The organism is Noviherbaspirillum sp. (genome assembly GCF_035254865.1).
Taxonomy (GTDB): Bacteria; Pseudomonadota; Gammaproteobacteria; order Burkholderiales; family Burkholderiaceae_D; genus Noviherbaspirillum.
This window is the reverse complement of sequence record NZ_DATFAF010000036.1, coordinates 15,166-30,403: the sequence shown is the minus strand read 5'-3', so window position 1 is coordinate 30,403 and position 15,238 is coordinate 15,166. Positions and strand designations below refer to the sequence as shown.

Below are 15,238 nucleotides of genomic sequence, written 5' to 3'. Positions count from 1 at the left end.
ACGCGCTTAAACGCCCTTGTCGTTCGGGTTCTTGAACGCTTCGCGGATAGCCGGGGTCATCGGGAAGTTGATGTTGATGCCCTTCGGCGGGATCGGGCTCTGGAACCACTTGAAGTAGATCTTCTCGATTTCGCCCGACTTCATGACGCCGCTGATAGTCTTGTCGACCAGCGCCTTGAATTGCGGGTCATCCTTGCGCAGCATCATGCTGTACGGCTCCTGACGCAGCGACTCGGGAATGATCTTGAAGTCTTTCGGGTTGCGCGAATTGGCGATCTGGCCGGCCAGCAGGATGTCGTCCATGACGAAGGCAGCCGCACGGTCATCTGCCATCAGCAGAAAGGATTCGGCGTGGTCCTTGCCGTAGATTTCCTTGACTTCCGCGTGCTTGGTCTTTTCGTAGGACTTGAGCAGCGGCACCGAGGTCGTGCCGGAAGTGGTGGAAACGGTCTTGCCGGCGAGGTCGGCGAGGGAGTTGATGTTGGAAGTCTTCTTGACCGCAGCCGTCACGTTGATGACGAAATAGGTCGGGCCGAACGAAACTTGCTGCTGGCGGGCCACGGAGTTGGTAGTCGAACCGCATTCCAGGTCGATGGTGCCGTTTTGCAGCAAGGGAATGCGATTGCTGGAGGTCACCGGCTGCAGATTGACTTTCAGGTTGGGCATCTTGAGCTCGGTCTTCGCCGCATCCACGATCTTCATGCACAGGTCCATCGCATAACCGATGGGCTGCTGCTTGTCGTCGAGATAGGAAAACGGTACGGAAGACTCGCGATAGCCAACGGTAATGGCGCCCGTGTCCTTGATCTTCTTCAGCGTACCGGTCAGGTCTTGCGCTTGTGCCGTGCCGACGATTGCGCCGGTGGCGATAAGGATGGAGATGAGCTTCGATGATTTCATATTGCCTCCTGTAAAAATTGTGTGCCCTAGTGTATCAAAAGGGTTGGTTCAAAAGCTGACTTTATCGCGTGTTTCAAGCTAGCTTTTGAACCCGGCCCTCCCTGCAAAGAAACGTGCCGAAGTTTTGGCCCGTTGACTCTGTATTCCTTGTGGTTCCGGCGGCTAATCTCCGACTTTATCAGTCGGGAAACGCAGTGTGTCGCGCAGCAAATGGCCGATCGGCATGTTCATGTTGATCCCCTTCGGCGGGATCGGGCTCTTGAACCATTTGTCGTACAGCTTGTAGATCTCCCCATCCTGGATGATACGACCCATTTCACGATCGACCAAGGCCTTGAACGGGGCATCGTCCTTGCGCAGCATGATGGCATACGGCTCGGCGGAGAGTGCGTCTCCCACCACGATGAAGCGGCTGGGATCCGGCGAACTGGCGCGCAAGCCGAACAATAATACGTCATCCATCGGAAAAGCCTCGGCCTCGCCTTTCTCAACCATGTTGAACGACTCCGCATGGTCGCGGCCTTCGACCAGCTTCAGGCCCAGCGAGCGCACCTTGTCGCGCTCTGTCAGGAGTTTCACACTGGTCGTGCCCTTGGTGGTCACAACCCGTTTGTCGCGCAGATCGGCCCAGTTCCTGATCCCGGAGTCGGCGCGGACTACCATGCGCGCCGCCGCGACGAAGTGCGGAATGGTAAATGCGACTTGTTTGCGCCGCTCTGCGTTATTGGTCGTCGATCCGCATTCGAGGTCGGCCCTGCCCTCGACGATGGCGGGAATACGCGTGGACGGCGTGACCGGCAGGTAGGCGATGTCGAGACGGCTTAGCTTGAGTTCGCGTCGTACCGCATCGGCAATCTTGAGACACAAGTCGACGGCGTAGCCGATCGGCTTCTTGTGCGCATCGAGATAGGAAAACGGCAGCGACGCTTCGCGATAAGCGATCGTGATGGATTGGGTTTCGCGGATTTTCGAGAAGGTGTCGGTGGCGTGGGCCGCGGCGGCAAAAAAGCAAAGAAGCGCGGCTGCACCTGCCTGTGCAATGGCATTATTGTTGACTTGCATCATGTCTCCATATCATGCCGGTTCATTCTGACGGACCGGTCTCGTACAGCAACAACCGCCCGGCGTGCTTTTTCATTCGCATACAGCCGCCGGGCTGGTCAACGCCGAATGCGGCCGGCACATTGTCAGCCGCATTCGGACTGTTCAGCTAGATCGTGGGTGAATCAGGGGTAGAGGCCACGCATTTCACGGGCCTGCAAGACGCGCGTACAGGCCACGATAAATGCCGCCGTGCGCAATGAGACTTGCTTCTCCTGTGCCAATTGCCAGACTGCCGCAAAGGCTTCGCGCATGATGCGGGTGAGACGTTGATTGATTTCGTCCTCGGTCCAGAAGAAGCTGGAGAAATCCTGCACCCATTCAAAGTAGCTGACGGTCACGCCGCCGGCATTGGCGATCACGTCCGGCACCACCAGCACGCCCTTGTCCATCAAGATGTCGTCGGCGGCGGGTGTTGTGGGGCCATTCGCGCCTTCCAGGATGATCTTGGCGCGGATCTTGTTTGCATTGGCCTCAGTGATCTGCTGCTCAAGCGCCGCGGGAATCAGGATGTCGCAATCGACCTCCCAGAACTGGCTACGGTCACGCACCACTTCCGCGCCGGCGAAACCGGCCACGCTGCCGTGTTCGGTGACGTGCTTTTGCAGCGCCACCACGTCGATGCCGCTGTCGCGCATCACGGTCGCCACATGATCCTGAACCGCGACCACCTTGGCGCCGGCTTCGGAGAACAGGCGCGCAGCGACGCCGCCGACATTGCCGAAACCCTGCACTGCGACACGCGCACCCTTGATGTCCATGCCGCGCTTGGCCGCTGCTTCGCAGCCGACCACGTAGACGCCGCGGCCGGTCGCTTCCTGCCGCCCGAGGCTGCCGCCGAGCGAGATCGGCTTGCCTGTGACAACGCCGGATGCGGTGCTGCCCTGGTTCATGGAATAGGTGTCCATCATCCACGCCATGATCTTCTCGTTGGTGTTGACGTCGGGCGCGGGGATGTCCTTGTTGGGGCCGATGATGATATTGATTTCGCTGGTGTAGCGGCGCGTCATGCGTTGCAATTCGCCCTGCGACAGCGTCTTCGGATCGACCCGGATGCCGCCCTTGGCGCCGCCGTACGGCACGTTGACAGCGGCGTTCTTGACCGTCATCCAGGCCGAGAGCGCCATCACTTCCGACAAGGTGACATCCTGGTGGAAGCGCACGCCGCCCTTGCCCGGTCCACGCGAGGTATTGTGCTGCACACGATAGCCTTCGAAGTGGGAAATGGTGCCGTCGTCACGCTCGATCGGCACGTCGACGATCAGGATGCGCTTCGGGCGCTTCAGTGTTTCAACCCAGCGGGCCAGCGAACCGAGATAGGGAGTGACGCGATCGATCTGTTCCAGGTAGACGCCCCAAGGGCCGATTTCGTGCGGGGTAAGGTAAGAGGGAATTTCGTGCTGGTTCGACATATTGCTGCTCCTTGTGGGTTCAGGTTCGCCGCCGTCTTGTGGGCGGCGGATCACATGAATGAATCGTAGAGCAACGCAGTGCAGCAAAGCCAATGCTTTGTTCGCATGCAAGTATGCAAAAAATGCATAACTGTTTATACAGCCGGATCAGCCGGTTTTCTTGCCGACCTTCATCTGCTTGCGCGCCTGCGCCTTGGCCTGCGTTTCGCCGCGCCGGACCAGATAATCCCACAAGCGCGACACGATCGGCTTGCCCGGCCGCTGCACGGACGGACGCTCGCGGTACAAGCGGATCTCCATGTTGACCTCCCACTCGGCATTCCCGCCATCGGCGCGCGCCAGCTGCTTCTGCTTCACTTCGCGGGTCACCGCAGATTCGGGCAGGAACGCAAGGCCGTGCCCTTCCAGCGCCATCATCTTCAAGCCTTCGGCCATGTCGGTTTCGTAGCGCTTTTCCAGGTACAGAGGACGCTTGGCGTCGGACAGGATCAGATCGACCATGCGCCCCAGGTAAGCGTTGCTGGTGTAGGACAGAAACGGTAGAGGTGCCTTGGCGCTGCCGGGCAGCGGGAATTCGGGCGTTCCGGACTTGTCGCAGCGCGAATAGGCGCGCAGTGCTTCACTGCCGAGCGTGAGCATGTCGTAATGGCTGGCATCAAGCTGCACCGGCTGGCGCGGATGGTGATAGCACAGCAGCAGATCGCAGCCGCCATCGACCATGCTCATCACGGCGTCATGCACGTTCAGGGCGATGAGCCGCGTGTGCAGCGTGCCGAAGCCGGCATCCAGCTCGGTGATCAGTTCCGGCATGTAGGTCAGCGACAGCGTATGCGGCACGGCGAAGTCGACGGTCGTATGCGCGGTCGGCCGCTTGCCGCGCATCAGGGCGCGCGCGTTGTTGATCTGGCCCAACATTTCCAGCGCCTGCTCGTAGAACACTTCGCCGGCCGGCGTCAGCCGGGTCGGGTAAGAAGTCCGGTCGATCAGGTCGGCGCCGAGCCAGGCTTCGAGCGATTGAATGCGGCGCGAGAATGCCGGTTGCGTCACATGGCGCAACTCGGCGGAGCGACTGAAGCTATGCGTCTCGGCCAGGGAGATGAAGTCTTCCAACCATTTGGTTTCCATGGCGCTATGGTAGTGCCGTTCGCCGGACAGCGCAAAGCATTGCCGTGCAAGGCCTTACGCAGCTTCCGATTCCGGCCCGATTTCTTCGGACGAGGGCACCGTGGCTTCGCTTTCCTGCCGCGCCTGCTGACGTGCCCACATTTGCGCATAGGCACCATCCTTCGCCAACAGCTGCGCGTGGGTGCCGCGCTCGAGGATGCGGCCGTGGTCGAGCACCAGGATCTGCGCGGCATCCGCAATGGTGGACAAGCGATGTGCGATGACCAGCGTGGTGCGGTGCTTCGCGATTTCCTTCAATTGCGACTGAATGGCCTGTTCCGCTTTCGAATCGAGCGCCGAGGTCGCTTCGTCGAAGATCAGGATCGCCGGATTTTTCAGGAGCGTGCGCGCGATCGCGACGCGCTGCTTTTCGCCGCCTGACAGTTTCAATCCGCGTTCGCCGACCATGGTGGCGTAGCCATCCGGCAGGCTCTCGATGAAGTCGTGGATGTAGGCCGCCCTGGCTGCAGCGATGATCTCGTCCTTGCTCGCGTCCGGCCGGCCATAGGCGATGTTGTATTCAATCGTATCGTTGAACAGAACCGTATCCTGCGGCACGATGCCGATCGCCTTGCGCAACGAAATCTGCGTCACATCGCGCAGGTCCTGGCCATCGATCGTAATGTTGCCGGAATTGACGTCGTAAAAGCGGAACAACAGGCGCGACAGGGTCGATTTGCCCGAGCCGCTGTGACCGACCACGGCGGTGGTGCTGCCGGCAGGGATCGTGAAATCGACATCGAACAGAATCTGCCGCTTGCTTTCGTAGCTGAAATTGACATGCGAGAACCTGACTTCGGCGCCGTCGATCGCAAGCGGCTTGGCATGCGGCGCATCGGCGACTTCGCGATGCTGATCGAGCAGCGTGAACAGGCGCTCCATGTCGGCCAGGCTCTGCTTGATTTCGCGATAGATCACGCCCAGGAAATTGAGTGGAATGTAGAGCTGGATCATGAATGCGTTCACCAGCACCAGATCGCCCAGCGTCATCTTGCCGTCGATCACGCCCTGCGTCGCGCGCCAGAGTATGAGTGTGACCGCAACTGCAATGATCAAGGACTGGCCGGTGTTGAGGATAGACAGCGAGGTTTGCGACTTGATCGCGGCTGTTTCCCACTTGTGCATGCTCTTGTCGTAGCGGCGCGCTTCATAATCCTCGTTGCCGAAATACTTCACCGTTTCATAGTTGATCAGCGAATCGATGGCGCGCGTGTTGGCTTTCGAATCCAGCTCGTTCATGGTGCGCCGGAAGTTGGTGCGCCATTCGGTAACGGCAACGGTATAGCCGATATAGATGGTGAGCGCGGTCAGGGCGATCACCGCGAACCAGACGTCGTAGTGCAGGACCAGGTAGCCGATCACCAGGACAATTTCGACCAGCGTCGGCAAGATGCTGTAGAGGGTATACGAGACCAATGAGGAAATACCGCGCGTGCCGCGTTCGATATCGCGCGTCATGCCGCCTGTTTGCCGATTCAAATGGAATCGCAGGGACAGCGCATGCAGATGGCGAAATACCTTCAATGCAATGGTGCGGACCGCGCTTTGCGTGACCTTGGCGAACACGAATTCGCGCAACTCGGTAAACATGGTCGTGCATAGACGCAAGGCGCCGTACGCAACCAATATGCCGACCGGCAAAACAAGCAGGGCCTGCGGCTTGCCGGGCGTGATCGTCATGTGGTCGATCAAGGCTTTCAGAACGAGCGGCACACCGACGTTGGCAAGCTTGGCGGCGACCAGGAAGGTAAATGCCAGCAGTACGCGCCATTTGTAGGCCCACAAGTAGGGGAGCAAGGTCCTGAGCGTTGCCCAGTCATTGCGGGTGCCTTGATTGGCAGGGGGCTCGGGATAGGAAACGGAATGGCGGCGCATGAAAATTGCAGTCAGAATAGTTTATGCTTCGTGTCAGAACGATTGTAACGTAGGACCCGGAATTCATCAGACATGCAAAACGAGGGAGAAGGACAATGCATAACAGCCACCATACCAAGCTGCCCGAAGGAAAAATTCCGCAGCTGCGCGTCATGCCCATGCCGGCCGACGCGAATGTGCATGGCGACGTGTTTGGCGGCTGGATCATGGCGCAGGTCGATATTGCCGGCGCCTTGCCGGCCGTGCGACGCGCCAACGGTCGTGTTGCGACGGTGGCAGTGAATTCCTTTCTCTTCAAGCACCCGGTATTTGTGGGCGACTTGCTGTCGTTCTATGCCGATATCGTCAAGGTGGGCAACACGTCGATTACGGTCAATGTCGAAGTCTACGCGGAACGCAACCGTTTGCAGGTGGAGACGGTCAAGGTAACCGAGGCAACACTGACTTATGTCGCGACCGGCGACGACCGCAAGCCACGCCAGGTGCCGCCGCTGGCAGAATAAGCAGATTTCTGCCGGCCGCATTGTTTCCCGCAAGTTGTTAAAGCATCGGCGCTCCGCGGCGCGCTTCGATGCGGATCATTGTCTTATGTCACTCCACCGCAGATCCTTCCTTCTCCAGTCGGCTCGACTGTTATCGCTGACGGCTCTGTCCGCCGCTTTTCCCGGCATCGCCAGCGCGCGCACAAACGCTTATCCGTTCAGTTTGGGCATTGCGTCCGGCTCGCCGCGCGCCGACAGCGTCGTGCTCTGGACACGCATCCTGCCCGATCCCTTGAATGCGCTGTCTGCGGGAACGCAGGCGCTCCGCGTGCAATGGGAGATGGCGGAGGACGAAGCATTTCGGCGCATTGTCGCCAAAGGCAGTACGACCGCATTGCCGGAACTGGCGCACAGCGTGCATATCGATGTCACCGGCCTGCGTCCCGACCGGTGGTACTGGTATCGCTTCATGCTCGGCGATGCGGTCAGCCCTGTCGGCCGCACGCGTACCGCGCCGGCGGCGGAAAGCATGCCGGGGTCCTTGCGCTTCGCCTTTGCCTCGTGTCAGCACTGGGAGTTCGGCGAGTATGCCGCGCATCGCCACATCGCGGCGGAAGCACCGGATCTGGTCGCGTTCCTGGGCGACTATATCTACGAATGGGGGCCATACGACCTGGCGCATCCCACTGCCCCGCGTCGCAGGATCAACGAATGCTTGAGTCTGGCGGACTATCGTGCCCGTTATGCGCAATACAAATCCGATCCGCATCTGCAGGCGTCGCATCGGGTGGCGCCATGGATTGTCACGTGGGACGACCATGAGGTCGCCAACGACTATGGTGGCGACCGGGATGAACGGGTGGATCCGAATTTCCTCGCGCGCCGCGCCGGAGCGTACCAGGCGTTTTACGAACACATGCCGGTACGCCTGCCTGCGCTGCCGAGCGACCCGACGCGTTTTGCCCAGATGCGGATTTTCGATCGTTATGACTGGGGTCGACTGGCGCAGTTTCATGTGCTCGACGATCGGCAATACCGTACTTACCATGCCTGCCCTCATCCCGGGCGCGGGGGATCTGCGTCGGTGACCGCGAGTTGCGCGGAGCGGATGGATCCTGCGCGCACCCTGCTCGGCCTGGAACAGGAAACCTGGCTGACCGAGGGCTTTGCGAAGTCGCGCGCCAAATGGAATTTCATCGCACAACAAACGCTGATGGCGCAAGCCTCGCAGGTCCCGATTGCGAAGGAAGGCGATGGGCGCTTCTGGACGGATGGCTGGGACGGCTATCCCGCCGCGCGCCAGCGTCTGTTTGACAGCGTCCTCAAACATCGTCCTGCCAATCCGGTCGTGCTGTCGGGGGATGTGCACGCATTTTACGCATCCGACCTGAAGCGGGATTTCAATCGTCCCGATTCTGCCGACAACCCGGTGATCGCAACAGAGTTCTGCGGCACATCGGTGACATCGAGTTCTCGGCCGCAATCGCGCACCGATCAGTATGTTGCGCAGAATCCGCACATGAAATACGGCCGCAGCGATCGCCGCGGGTTTGTGATGATGGAGGTCACGCCCGCCCGCACGCAGGTGCGCTTTCAGGGCTTGGATGACGTGCGAAATGCCGATTCCGGGATCAGTACGCTTGCACGCTTTGTGGTGGAGGATGGGCGCCCGGGCGTGATCACGGCCGGCTGAATCATCGGTACGTTTGCGATTCCGGTTGCCCACATAAAAAAACCGCCTGCATCGCAGGCGGTTTTCCCTTATCGTCCCAGGCTTGCCGCAATCCGCGTGCGGACTATGCAGCCTTTTTCTTTTCGTCACGCAGTTCGCGACGCAAAATCTTGCCAACGTTCGTCTTCGGCAGATCGTCGCGGAATTCGATGTACTTCGGCTTCTTGTAGCCGGTGAGCTGCTCCTTGCAGTAGTTCATCAGCTCATCGACAGTCAACGACGGATCCTTGCGCACCACGAACAGCTTCACCGCTTCGCCGGAATTCGAATCCGGCACGCCGATGCAGGCGCATTCCAGCACACCCGGATGCGCGGCGACGACGCCTTCGACTTCGTTCGGATAGACGTTGAAACCGGACACCAGGATCATGTCCTTCTTGCGATCGACGATCGTGACGAAGCCGCGCGGGTCCATCACGCCGATGTCTCCGGACTTGAAGAAGCCATCCGGGGTCATGACCTTGGCGGTCTCGTCCGAACGATTCCAATAGCCAGTCATCACCTGCGGGCCGCGAATGGCGATCTCGCCCGGCTGCCCTTGCGGCACCGGCTTGCCGTCGTCATCCAGGATCGCGATATCAGTGGAAGGAATCGGCAGGCCAATGGCGCCGGAGAACTCGGTCGAATCGGCCGGATTGATGGTGGCCGACGGCGAAGTCTCGGACAAACCGTAACCTTCGATGATCGGGCAGCCGGTGATCTTCAGCCATTTGTCGTTGACCGCCTTCTGCACGGCCATGCCGCCGCCGTTGCAGATCTTGAGGCCGGAGAAATCCAGCTTGGCGAAATCGGGATTGTTGAGCAAGCCGTTGTACAGCGTGTTCACGGCCGGCAGCAGGTTGAACTTGTACTTCGACAGCTCCTTCACGAAGCCGGGAATATCGCGCGGATTCGGAATCAGGATGTTCATCGCGCCCCAGCGGGTCCCCATCAGACAGCAGGCCGTGAGTGCAAAGATGTGATACAGCGGTAATGCGCAGACGATCGTCAGCGGATCGATCCTGGGCTCCTGCTGCAGCGCCGGCTGCGCCCATGCGTCGTTCTGCAGCACGTTGGCGATGACGTTGCGATGCACCAGCGTCGCCCCCTTCGACACGCCGGTGGTGCCGCCGGTGTACTGCAGGAAGGCGACATCGTCGTGCGTGAGTTCGACCGGCTTGAGCGTCAGGCGCGCGCCCTGGGCCAGCGCCTGCTTGAAGCGGGTAGCGTTCGGCAAGGAGAATGCCGGCACCATTTTCTTCACATTGCGAACCACGAAGTTGACGATCGCGCCCTTGAGGCCGCCCAGCATTTCACCCATGCTGCCGACCACCACATGCTTGACCTTGGTCTTGCCGATGATCTGTTCCAGCGTGGTGGCGAAGTTTTCCAGAATGATGATAGCTTCGGCGCCGGAGTCGTTGAGCTGATGCTCCAGTTCGCGCGGCGTGTACAGCGGATTGACGTTGACGACCGTATAACCCGCGCGCAGGATGCCGGCAATGGCGATCGGATACTGCAGCACGTTGGGCATCATGATGGCGACGCGCGCACCCTTCTGCAGTCCGCGGCTTTGCAGCCATGCCCCGAGCTGCTTGGACATCTGGTCGACTTCCGCATAAGTGAGGAACTTGTCCATGCAAACGTACGCCTTGCGCGACGCGAACTTGCGGAAGGACTCCTCGAGGAGGTGCACCAATGATCGGTACTGGGAGCAATCGATGTCCGTCGGAACGCCCTTGGGATACGACTTCAGCCAAATTTTTTCCATGTCTGCCTCTGATCTTATTTTGGGGTGGAAGATACGGTTTTGCGAAATAATCGAACGACCGGTTCTTTTTTTATAGCATAGATGCTATCGGCGGGAAGCTTGCTGCGCAAGTCTTTTCAAGGGTTTGAAGAAGGATAAGAAGGTTTCTTCTAGTCCGGGCAAGTTGTTGCGTCGCAACAATTCTATACGCACGCCCCGGATGCGACAAAGCGACCACACGGGTCGCTTTGTTCGGTTGGCGGGTAGCGCCGTGTGGCGCTACCTGATGATGCTTAATGATCAACAGCAGCTTGCAGGTTGCCGGCCGTGAGCGAGGGGCTGTTGCCGAGGCTGGCGAGCTGGCGATGCCGCTCTTCCTCGCCCAGCGTCGACAGTGCGCGCACGGCGGCATAGAACTTCGGCATGCTCTTGGTCTGCGCCATCAGGGCGCGGAATCCCGGCACCAAATCGTGATAGGTCGCGATGGCGGACAAGTGGGCGTTCGACAGCGGCTCGGCGAACCAGCGGTCGTAGCCGGCATAGCCGCCCCAGCTGGCTTTCAGCACCTGGTATTCATCCTTCAGAGCCTGGAAGATTGCCGCCTTCTCTTTCCTCTTTTCGCCGTCGCTGACGTCGCGATCGTAGTTTGCCTTCAGCGTCTTGCGGTACTTGAGCAGCATGGCCAGGAAATCCTGCTTGCGCGCTTCATACGCCGCATAGTCCTTGCGCATCTTGTCGTTGCCGTACTTTTCGAGCCAGCGCTCGACGCCGGCCTCTTCCACCGATACGGCGAAGGACTCGTTGAAGCGCGAATCGCCCGGCACGTAGACGACCTGGTGCGCCAGCTCATGAAAAACCATGCGCGCCACTTCGCCGTCGGGATAGCGGATGAAGGTCGACAGCACCGGGTCCTTGAACCAGCCGAGTGTGGAATAAGCCGGCACGCCCGACACCTCGACGTCGTACTTCTCGGCGCGCAGCTCGGCGGCATACGCCTGCGCATCTTCCTTGCTGTAGTAGCCGCGATAGTTCACGCAGCCGGCCACCGGGAAGCACCACTCCAGGGGCTTCAGCGACAATTCCGGCGTCGCCACGACATTCCACATGACGAAGGGGCGCTTGAGATCGGCATAGGTGGTGAAGGTGTCATTGTCCGGCAGGCCGAGATCGGTGGCGGCGAATGACCGGATTTCCTTGACGCGCGTGAGCTTGACCTTGAGCGTGTCGCCGATGCCCGGCGTGGACAGCCAGTCATCGATCGGCCGCGCTTCGGACAGCAGGGAAAACTGTCCCTGCGCCGCCTGCACGAAATAACCGATCTGCGCGCAGCCGCCGACCAGCGCCGCCACGCCGCAAAAAATCAAAGTCCGCCACTTCATTTTCATATCCCGCCTACACCTTTTCCACCTGCACCAGCACATCGTAGAACGTCGGTCCATTGCCCATGTCGGTCGTGCGCTGGCTGGTGACTTCGTTGGCATTCTTGCCATCGGCGGTCAACTTCTTCCACCAGATCGACAAGCCGACCACCAGTCCCTGCCGCGCCTTCTCGGTCACGCGCGCTTTCGCGACGAATGAGCCGCGCGCATTGAAGATACGCACCGGGTTGCCGTCTTCGATGCCGCGATGGGCGGCGTCGAGCGGGTGGATATCCAGATGCGGTTCGCCTTCCGTATTGCGCAGGCTCTCCACATTGACGAAGGTGCTGTTAAGAAAGTTCCTGGCCGGCGGAGAAATCATCGCGAGCGGATAGTCTTTTCCCAACTCGGGGCTGCTTGCGAGCGATTCATGGGGCGGCACATACGCTGGCAAAGGATCAAGCCCGGCGGCTTTCATGCGCTCGCAATAGAACTCGCATTTGCCCGAGGGCGTGGGGAAGCCTCCGTCTGCGAACGGTGCCTCCGGCATGTTGACTTTCTGCCAACCCTTTTGCTTGAGCGAATCCCAATCGAAATGGATGGCGCGCACATCGTCCTTGTTGAAGGCTTGGGCGGCGATGTCGTCGTCGCTCTCCTTGAAGCAAGGATCATCGAAACCCATGCGTGCGGCGAGCAGCCGGAAAACTTCGGTATTCGGCTTGGCCTCGCCAAGCGGAGCGATCGCCGCATTATTGGCCATCATGTACATGTGACCATAGGTCGTATGGATATCGACATGTTCGAGCTGCGTGGTGGCCGGCAGCAGGATGTCCGCATGGTCGGCGGTATCGGTTTGAAAATGTTCGAGTACAACCGTGAACAAGTCCTCGCGCGCAAATCCTTGCGCCACCTTCGGCGACTCCGGCGCGACGGCAACCGGGTTGGAATTGTAGACAACGAGCGCTTCGATTTTCGGGCCGAATTCCGGTGAGGCTTCGTGCAGCAAGGCATTGCCGATCTCGATCATGTTGATCGTGCGCGACGGCCCCTGCAGTAGATCGGGGCGCTGCAGAGCTTGATTGTTTTTCGGGAAGGCGTCCGATGTGGACAACTGCACGCCGCCCGCTGCGTGACGCCATGCGCCGACCAGCGCCGGCAGGCAGGCGATATTGCGCACCGCCATGCCGCCGCCGTGGGTGCGTTGCACGCCATAGTTGACGCGGATCGCAACCGGTTCGCCGCGCCTGGCGCTCGCTCCGTATTCGCGTGCGAGTTGTTCGACTTCTTCCACCGTGATGCCGCAGGTCTGCGCGGTGCGCTGCGGCGTCCATTCCCGAACGCGCTCCCGGAGCTGGTCGAAGCCGAGGGTATGCCGTGCGATGTAGTCTTCATCGAGCAGGTTTTCGGCGATCAAGACATGCATCATGCCGAGCGCGAGCGCCGCATCGGTGCCGGGCAGCGGCGCGATGTGCTGATGACATTTCTCCGCTGTCAATGAGCGGTAGGGATCGATCGCAATCAGTTTCGCGCCGCGGCGCTTGGCTTCCTGCGCGCGCATCCAGAAATGCAGGTTGGAGGCGATCGGATTGCCGCCCCAGATCAGGATCAGCTTCGCGTTCTGGAATTGCTCGACATCGGTGCCGATGCGCGCGCCGATGCTGTACTTGTATCCGACGCCGCCGGCAGCGGAGCAAATGGTCCGGTCCAGCAGAGACGCGCCGAGCTTGTGGAAGAATCGCGCGGCCATTGACTCGCCCTGCACCAGCCCCATCGTTCCGCAATAGCTGTACGGCAGGATGGCTTGCGGATTGCGCGCCGCAATCTCCTTCAGGCGGGCCGCAATCGTGTCGAGCGCCTCGTCCCAGCTGATGCGTTCGAATTTTCCTTCCCCCTTCCTGCCGATGCGTTTCATCGGATACAAGAGGCGGTCCTTGTGATAGGTGCGTTCGGTGTAGCGCGACACCTTGGTGCACAGCACGCCCGCGGTGGTGGGATGGTCGGGATCGCCGCGCACTTCGGTGGCAACGCCGTCCTTCACGGTGACGAGCAGTGCGCAGGTGTCCGGACAATCATGCGGGCAAGTTGCGCGAACAATGGAGGTGGTCATAAAACATTCCGAGATAAGCCAGCGCTCCCTGAAGGGACATCCGCCGGGCGTTGGGAGTAGCTAAAATATGCTATACCGGTCTGGGCGTAATATACCGATATTGCGCAAGGCGCGCATGCTTCCGAGCAACAAGACGCGCCTGGCAGTGAAATGGAGACAACAATGAAGTTGCTTGACCCGATTACCGAATTTCGTTCCCAATTGCAGCAAATCCGCCGCGAGATCCACGCCTATCCGGAGCTGTGCTTTGAAGAGCAGCGCACCTCCGATGTCATAGCGCAGAAACTGACTGAATGGGGCATCCCCATCCTGCGCGGCATGGGCGTAACCGGCGTGGTGGGCGTGATCAAGAATGGCTCCGGCAAGCGTGCCATCGGCCTGCGCGCCGACATGGACGCACTCCCGGTGCAGGAAATCAATACCTTCCCGCATGCGTCGAAAAATGCGGGAAAGATGCATGCCTGCGGTCATGACGGGCATGTTGCGATGCTGCTCGGCGCAGCGCATTATCTTTCACAACATCGCAATTTCGACGGCACTGTTTATCTGATTTTCCAGCCCGCGGAAGAAGGCGGCGGCGGCGCGAAAAAAATGATGGACGATGGCTTGTTCTCGCAGTGTCCGATGGACGCTGTATTCGGCATGCATAATTGGCCCGGCCTTGCCGCCGGCAGCTTCAGCACCACGGTGGGGCCGATGATGGCCTCGTCCAACGAATTTGAAGTGGTCGTCAGGGGCAAAGGCTCGCATGCCGCGCAGCCGCACAAGGGCGTGGACCCGATCATGGTGGCCATCCAGATTGCGCAGAGCTGGCAAACCATCGTGACGCGCAACAAGAGCCCGATCGATGCCGCAGTCTTGTCGATCACGCAAATCCATGCCGGCACGGCGACCAATATCATTCCCGACGAGGCTACCCTGATCGGCACGGTACGTACCTTCACGACCGAGGTGCTGGACCTGGTTGAACAGCGCATGCAGACCATTGCCGAGCATACCGCGACCGCATTCGATGCCGAGGTCGATTTCCGCTTTAAGCGCAATTACCCGCCCCTGATCAACCACGCGAAGGAAACCGCATTCGCGATCGAGGTGATGAAATCGGTGGCCGGCGCGGACATGGTGAACGCGGCAGCCGAACCGACCATGGGCGCGGAAGATTTCGCATTCATGCTGCAGGAAAAGCCGGGCTGCTATGTTTTCATCGGCAACGGAGAAGGCGACCACCGCGATGGCGGGCATGGACTCGGTCCCTGCAACCTGCACAATCCCAGCTACGATTTCAATGATCGCTTGCTGCCGATCGGCGCGACCTTCTGGGTCCGGCTGGCGGAATCCTATCTGCGCAACACTTGAGGCGCGCCTGCGCCATCGCATC

General features: G+C 60.0%; 11 protein-coding genes. 3 read left to right on the top strand and 8 right to left on the bottom strand.

The window, feature by feature from the left end; translation table 11 throughout:
- Window positions 1-6 precede the first annotated feature (6 nt).
- The 5 genes from VJ651_RS09775 to VJ651_RS09755 all read right to left on the bottom strand — a co-directional run bounded on the left by VJ651_RS09775 (window position 7) and on the right by VJ651_RS09755 (window position 6,452).
- Entirely contained in the window at window positions 7-900 is an 894-nt protein-coding gene (locus VJ651_RS09775; protein WP_324107277.1) for a transporter substrate-binding domain-containing protein, read from the bottom strand.
- A gap of 162 nt (window positions 901-1,062) precedes the next feature.
- Entirely contained in the window at window positions 1,063-1,962 is a 900-nt protein-coding gene (locus VJ651_RS09770; protein ID WP_324107276.1) for an amino acid ABC transporter substrate-binding protein, read from the bottom strand.
- 164 nt (window positions 1,963-2,126) lie between these two features.
- Window positions 2,127-3,413, bottom strand: coding sequence for a Glu/Leu/Phe/Val dehydrogenase (locus tag VJ651_RS09765; RefSeq protein WP_324107275.1), 1,287 nt, complete (start codon window positions 3,411-3,413; stop codon window positions 2,127-2,129).
- A gap of 147 nt (window positions 3,414-3,560) precedes the next feature.
- A complete protein-coding gene (locus tag VJ651_RS09760; protein WP_324107274.1) occupies window positions 3,561-4,538 on the bottom strand; it encodes a LysR family transcriptional regulator in 978 nt (325 codons plus the stop codon).
- A gap of 54 nt (window positions 4,539-4,592) precedes the next feature.
- Window positions 4,593-6,452: an ABC transporter ATP-binding protein/permease gene (locus tag VJ651_RS09755; protein WP_324107273.1), complete on the bottom strand. Its 1,860-nt coding sequence runs from the start codon at window positions 6,450-6,452 to the stop codon at window positions 4,593-4,595.
- A gap of 95 nt (window positions 6,453-6,547) precedes the next feature.
- Between VJ651_RS09755 and VJ651_RS09750 the strand changes: the two genes are divergently transcribed.
- Together VJ651_RS09750 and VJ651_RS09745 are read left to right on the top strand one after the other, a co-directional pair.
- Window positions 6,548-6,955 (top strand): acyl-CoA thioesterase, encoded by a 408-nt coding sequence (locus tag VJ651_RS09750; RefSeq protein WP_324107272.1) that lies wholly within the window; start codon window positions 6,548-6,550, stop codon window positions 6,953-6,955.
- 85 nt (window positions 6,956-7,040) lie between these two features.
- Complete coding sequence (locus tag VJ651_RS09745; RefSeq protein WP_324107271.1) at window positions 7,041-8,627, top strand: alkaline phosphatase D family protein; 1,587 nt, start codon at window positions 7,041-7,043, stop codon at window positions 8,625-8,627.
- 103 nt (window positions 8,628-8,730) lie between these two features.
- Here the strand turns inward: VJ651_RS09745 and VJ651_RS09740 are convergent, their stop codons facing one another.
- The 3 genes from VJ651_RS09740 to VJ651_RS09730 form a co-directional block, all read right to left on the bottom strand.
- The gene (locus VJ651_RS09740; RefSeq protein WP_324107270.1) at window positions 8,731-10,416 is read right to left on the bottom strand and encodes a long-chain fatty acid--CoA ligase; all 1,686 of its coding nucleotides are present in this window, start codon (window positions 10,414-10,416) and stop codon (window positions 8,731-8,733) included.
- 272 nt (window positions 10,417-10,688) lie between these two features.
- On the bottom strand, window positions 10,689-11,780 hold the full coding sequence (locus VJ651_RS09735) for an aminopeptidase (RefSeq protein ID WP_324107269.1): 1,092 nt from the start codon (window positions 11,778-11,780) through the stop codon (window positions 10,689-10,691).
- Window positions 11,781-11,787: 7 nt separating this feature from the next.
- Window positions 11,788-13,860, bottom strand: coding sequence for a molybdopterin oxidoreductase family protein (locus tag VJ651_RS09730; RefSeq protein ID WP_324107268.1), 2,073 nt, complete (start codon window positions 13,858-13,860; stop codon window positions 11,788-11,790).
- 162 nt (window positions 13,861-14,022) lie between these two features.
- On the opposite strand from VJ651_RS09730, the gene VJ651_RS09725 reads away from it, so the two are divergent.
- Entirely contained in the window at window positions 14,023-15,216 is a 1,194-nt protein-coding gene (locus tag VJ651_RS09725) for a M20 aminoacylase family protein (RefSeq protein ID WP_324107267.1), read from the top strand.
- Window positions 15,217-15,238: the final 22 nt, after the last annotated feature.

Excerpts from the sequence above, each read along its gene's own strand:
- VJ651_RS09725 (WP_324107267.1), top strand. The coding sequence starts at position 14,023 with ATGAAGTTGCTTGACCCGATTACCGAATTTCGTTCCCAATTGCAGCAA.
- VJ651_RS09760 (WP_324107274.1), bottom strand. The coding sequence starts at position 4,538 with ATGGAAACCAAATGGTTGGAAGACTTCATCTCCCTGGCCGAGACGCAT.
- VJ651_RS09755 (WP_324107273.1), bottom strand. The coding sequence starts at position 6,452 with ATGCGCCGCCATTCCGTTTCCTATCCCGAGCCCCCTGCCAATCAAGGC.
- VJ651_RS09770 (WP_324107276.1), bottom strand. The coding sequence starts at position 1,962 with ATGCAAGTCAACAATAATGCCATTGCACAGGCAGGTGCAGCCGCGCTT.
- VJ651_RS09740 (WP_324107270.1), bottom strand. The coding sequence starts at position 10,416 with ATGGAAAAAATTTGGCTGAAGTCGTATCCCAAGGGCGTTCCGACGGAC.
- VJ651_RS09730 (WP_324107268.1), bottom strand. The coding sequence starts at position 13,860 with ATGACCACCTCCATTGTTCGCGCAACTTGCCCGCATGATTGTCCGGAC.
- VJ651_RS09750 (WP_324107272.1), top strand. The coding sequence starts at position 6,548 with ATGCATAACAGCCACCATACCAAGCTGCCCGAAGGAAAAATTCCGCAG.
- VJ651_RS09745 (WP_324107271.1), top strand. The coding sequence starts at position 7,041 with ATGTCACTCCACCGCAGATCCTTCCTTCTCCAGTCGGCTCGACTGTTA.
- VJ651_RS09765 (WP_324107275.1), bottom strand. The coding sequence starts at position 3,413 with ATGTCGAACCAGCACGAAATTCCCTCTTACCTTACCCCGCACGAAATC.
- VJ651_RS09775 (WP_324107277.1), bottom strand. The coding sequence starts at position 900 with ATGAAATCATCGAAGCTCATCTCCATCCTTATCGCCACCGGCGCAATC.
- VJ651_RS09735 (WP_324107269.1), bottom strand. The coding sequence starts at position 11,780 with ATGAAAATGAAGTGGCGGACTTTGATTTTTTGCGGCGTGGCGGCGCTG.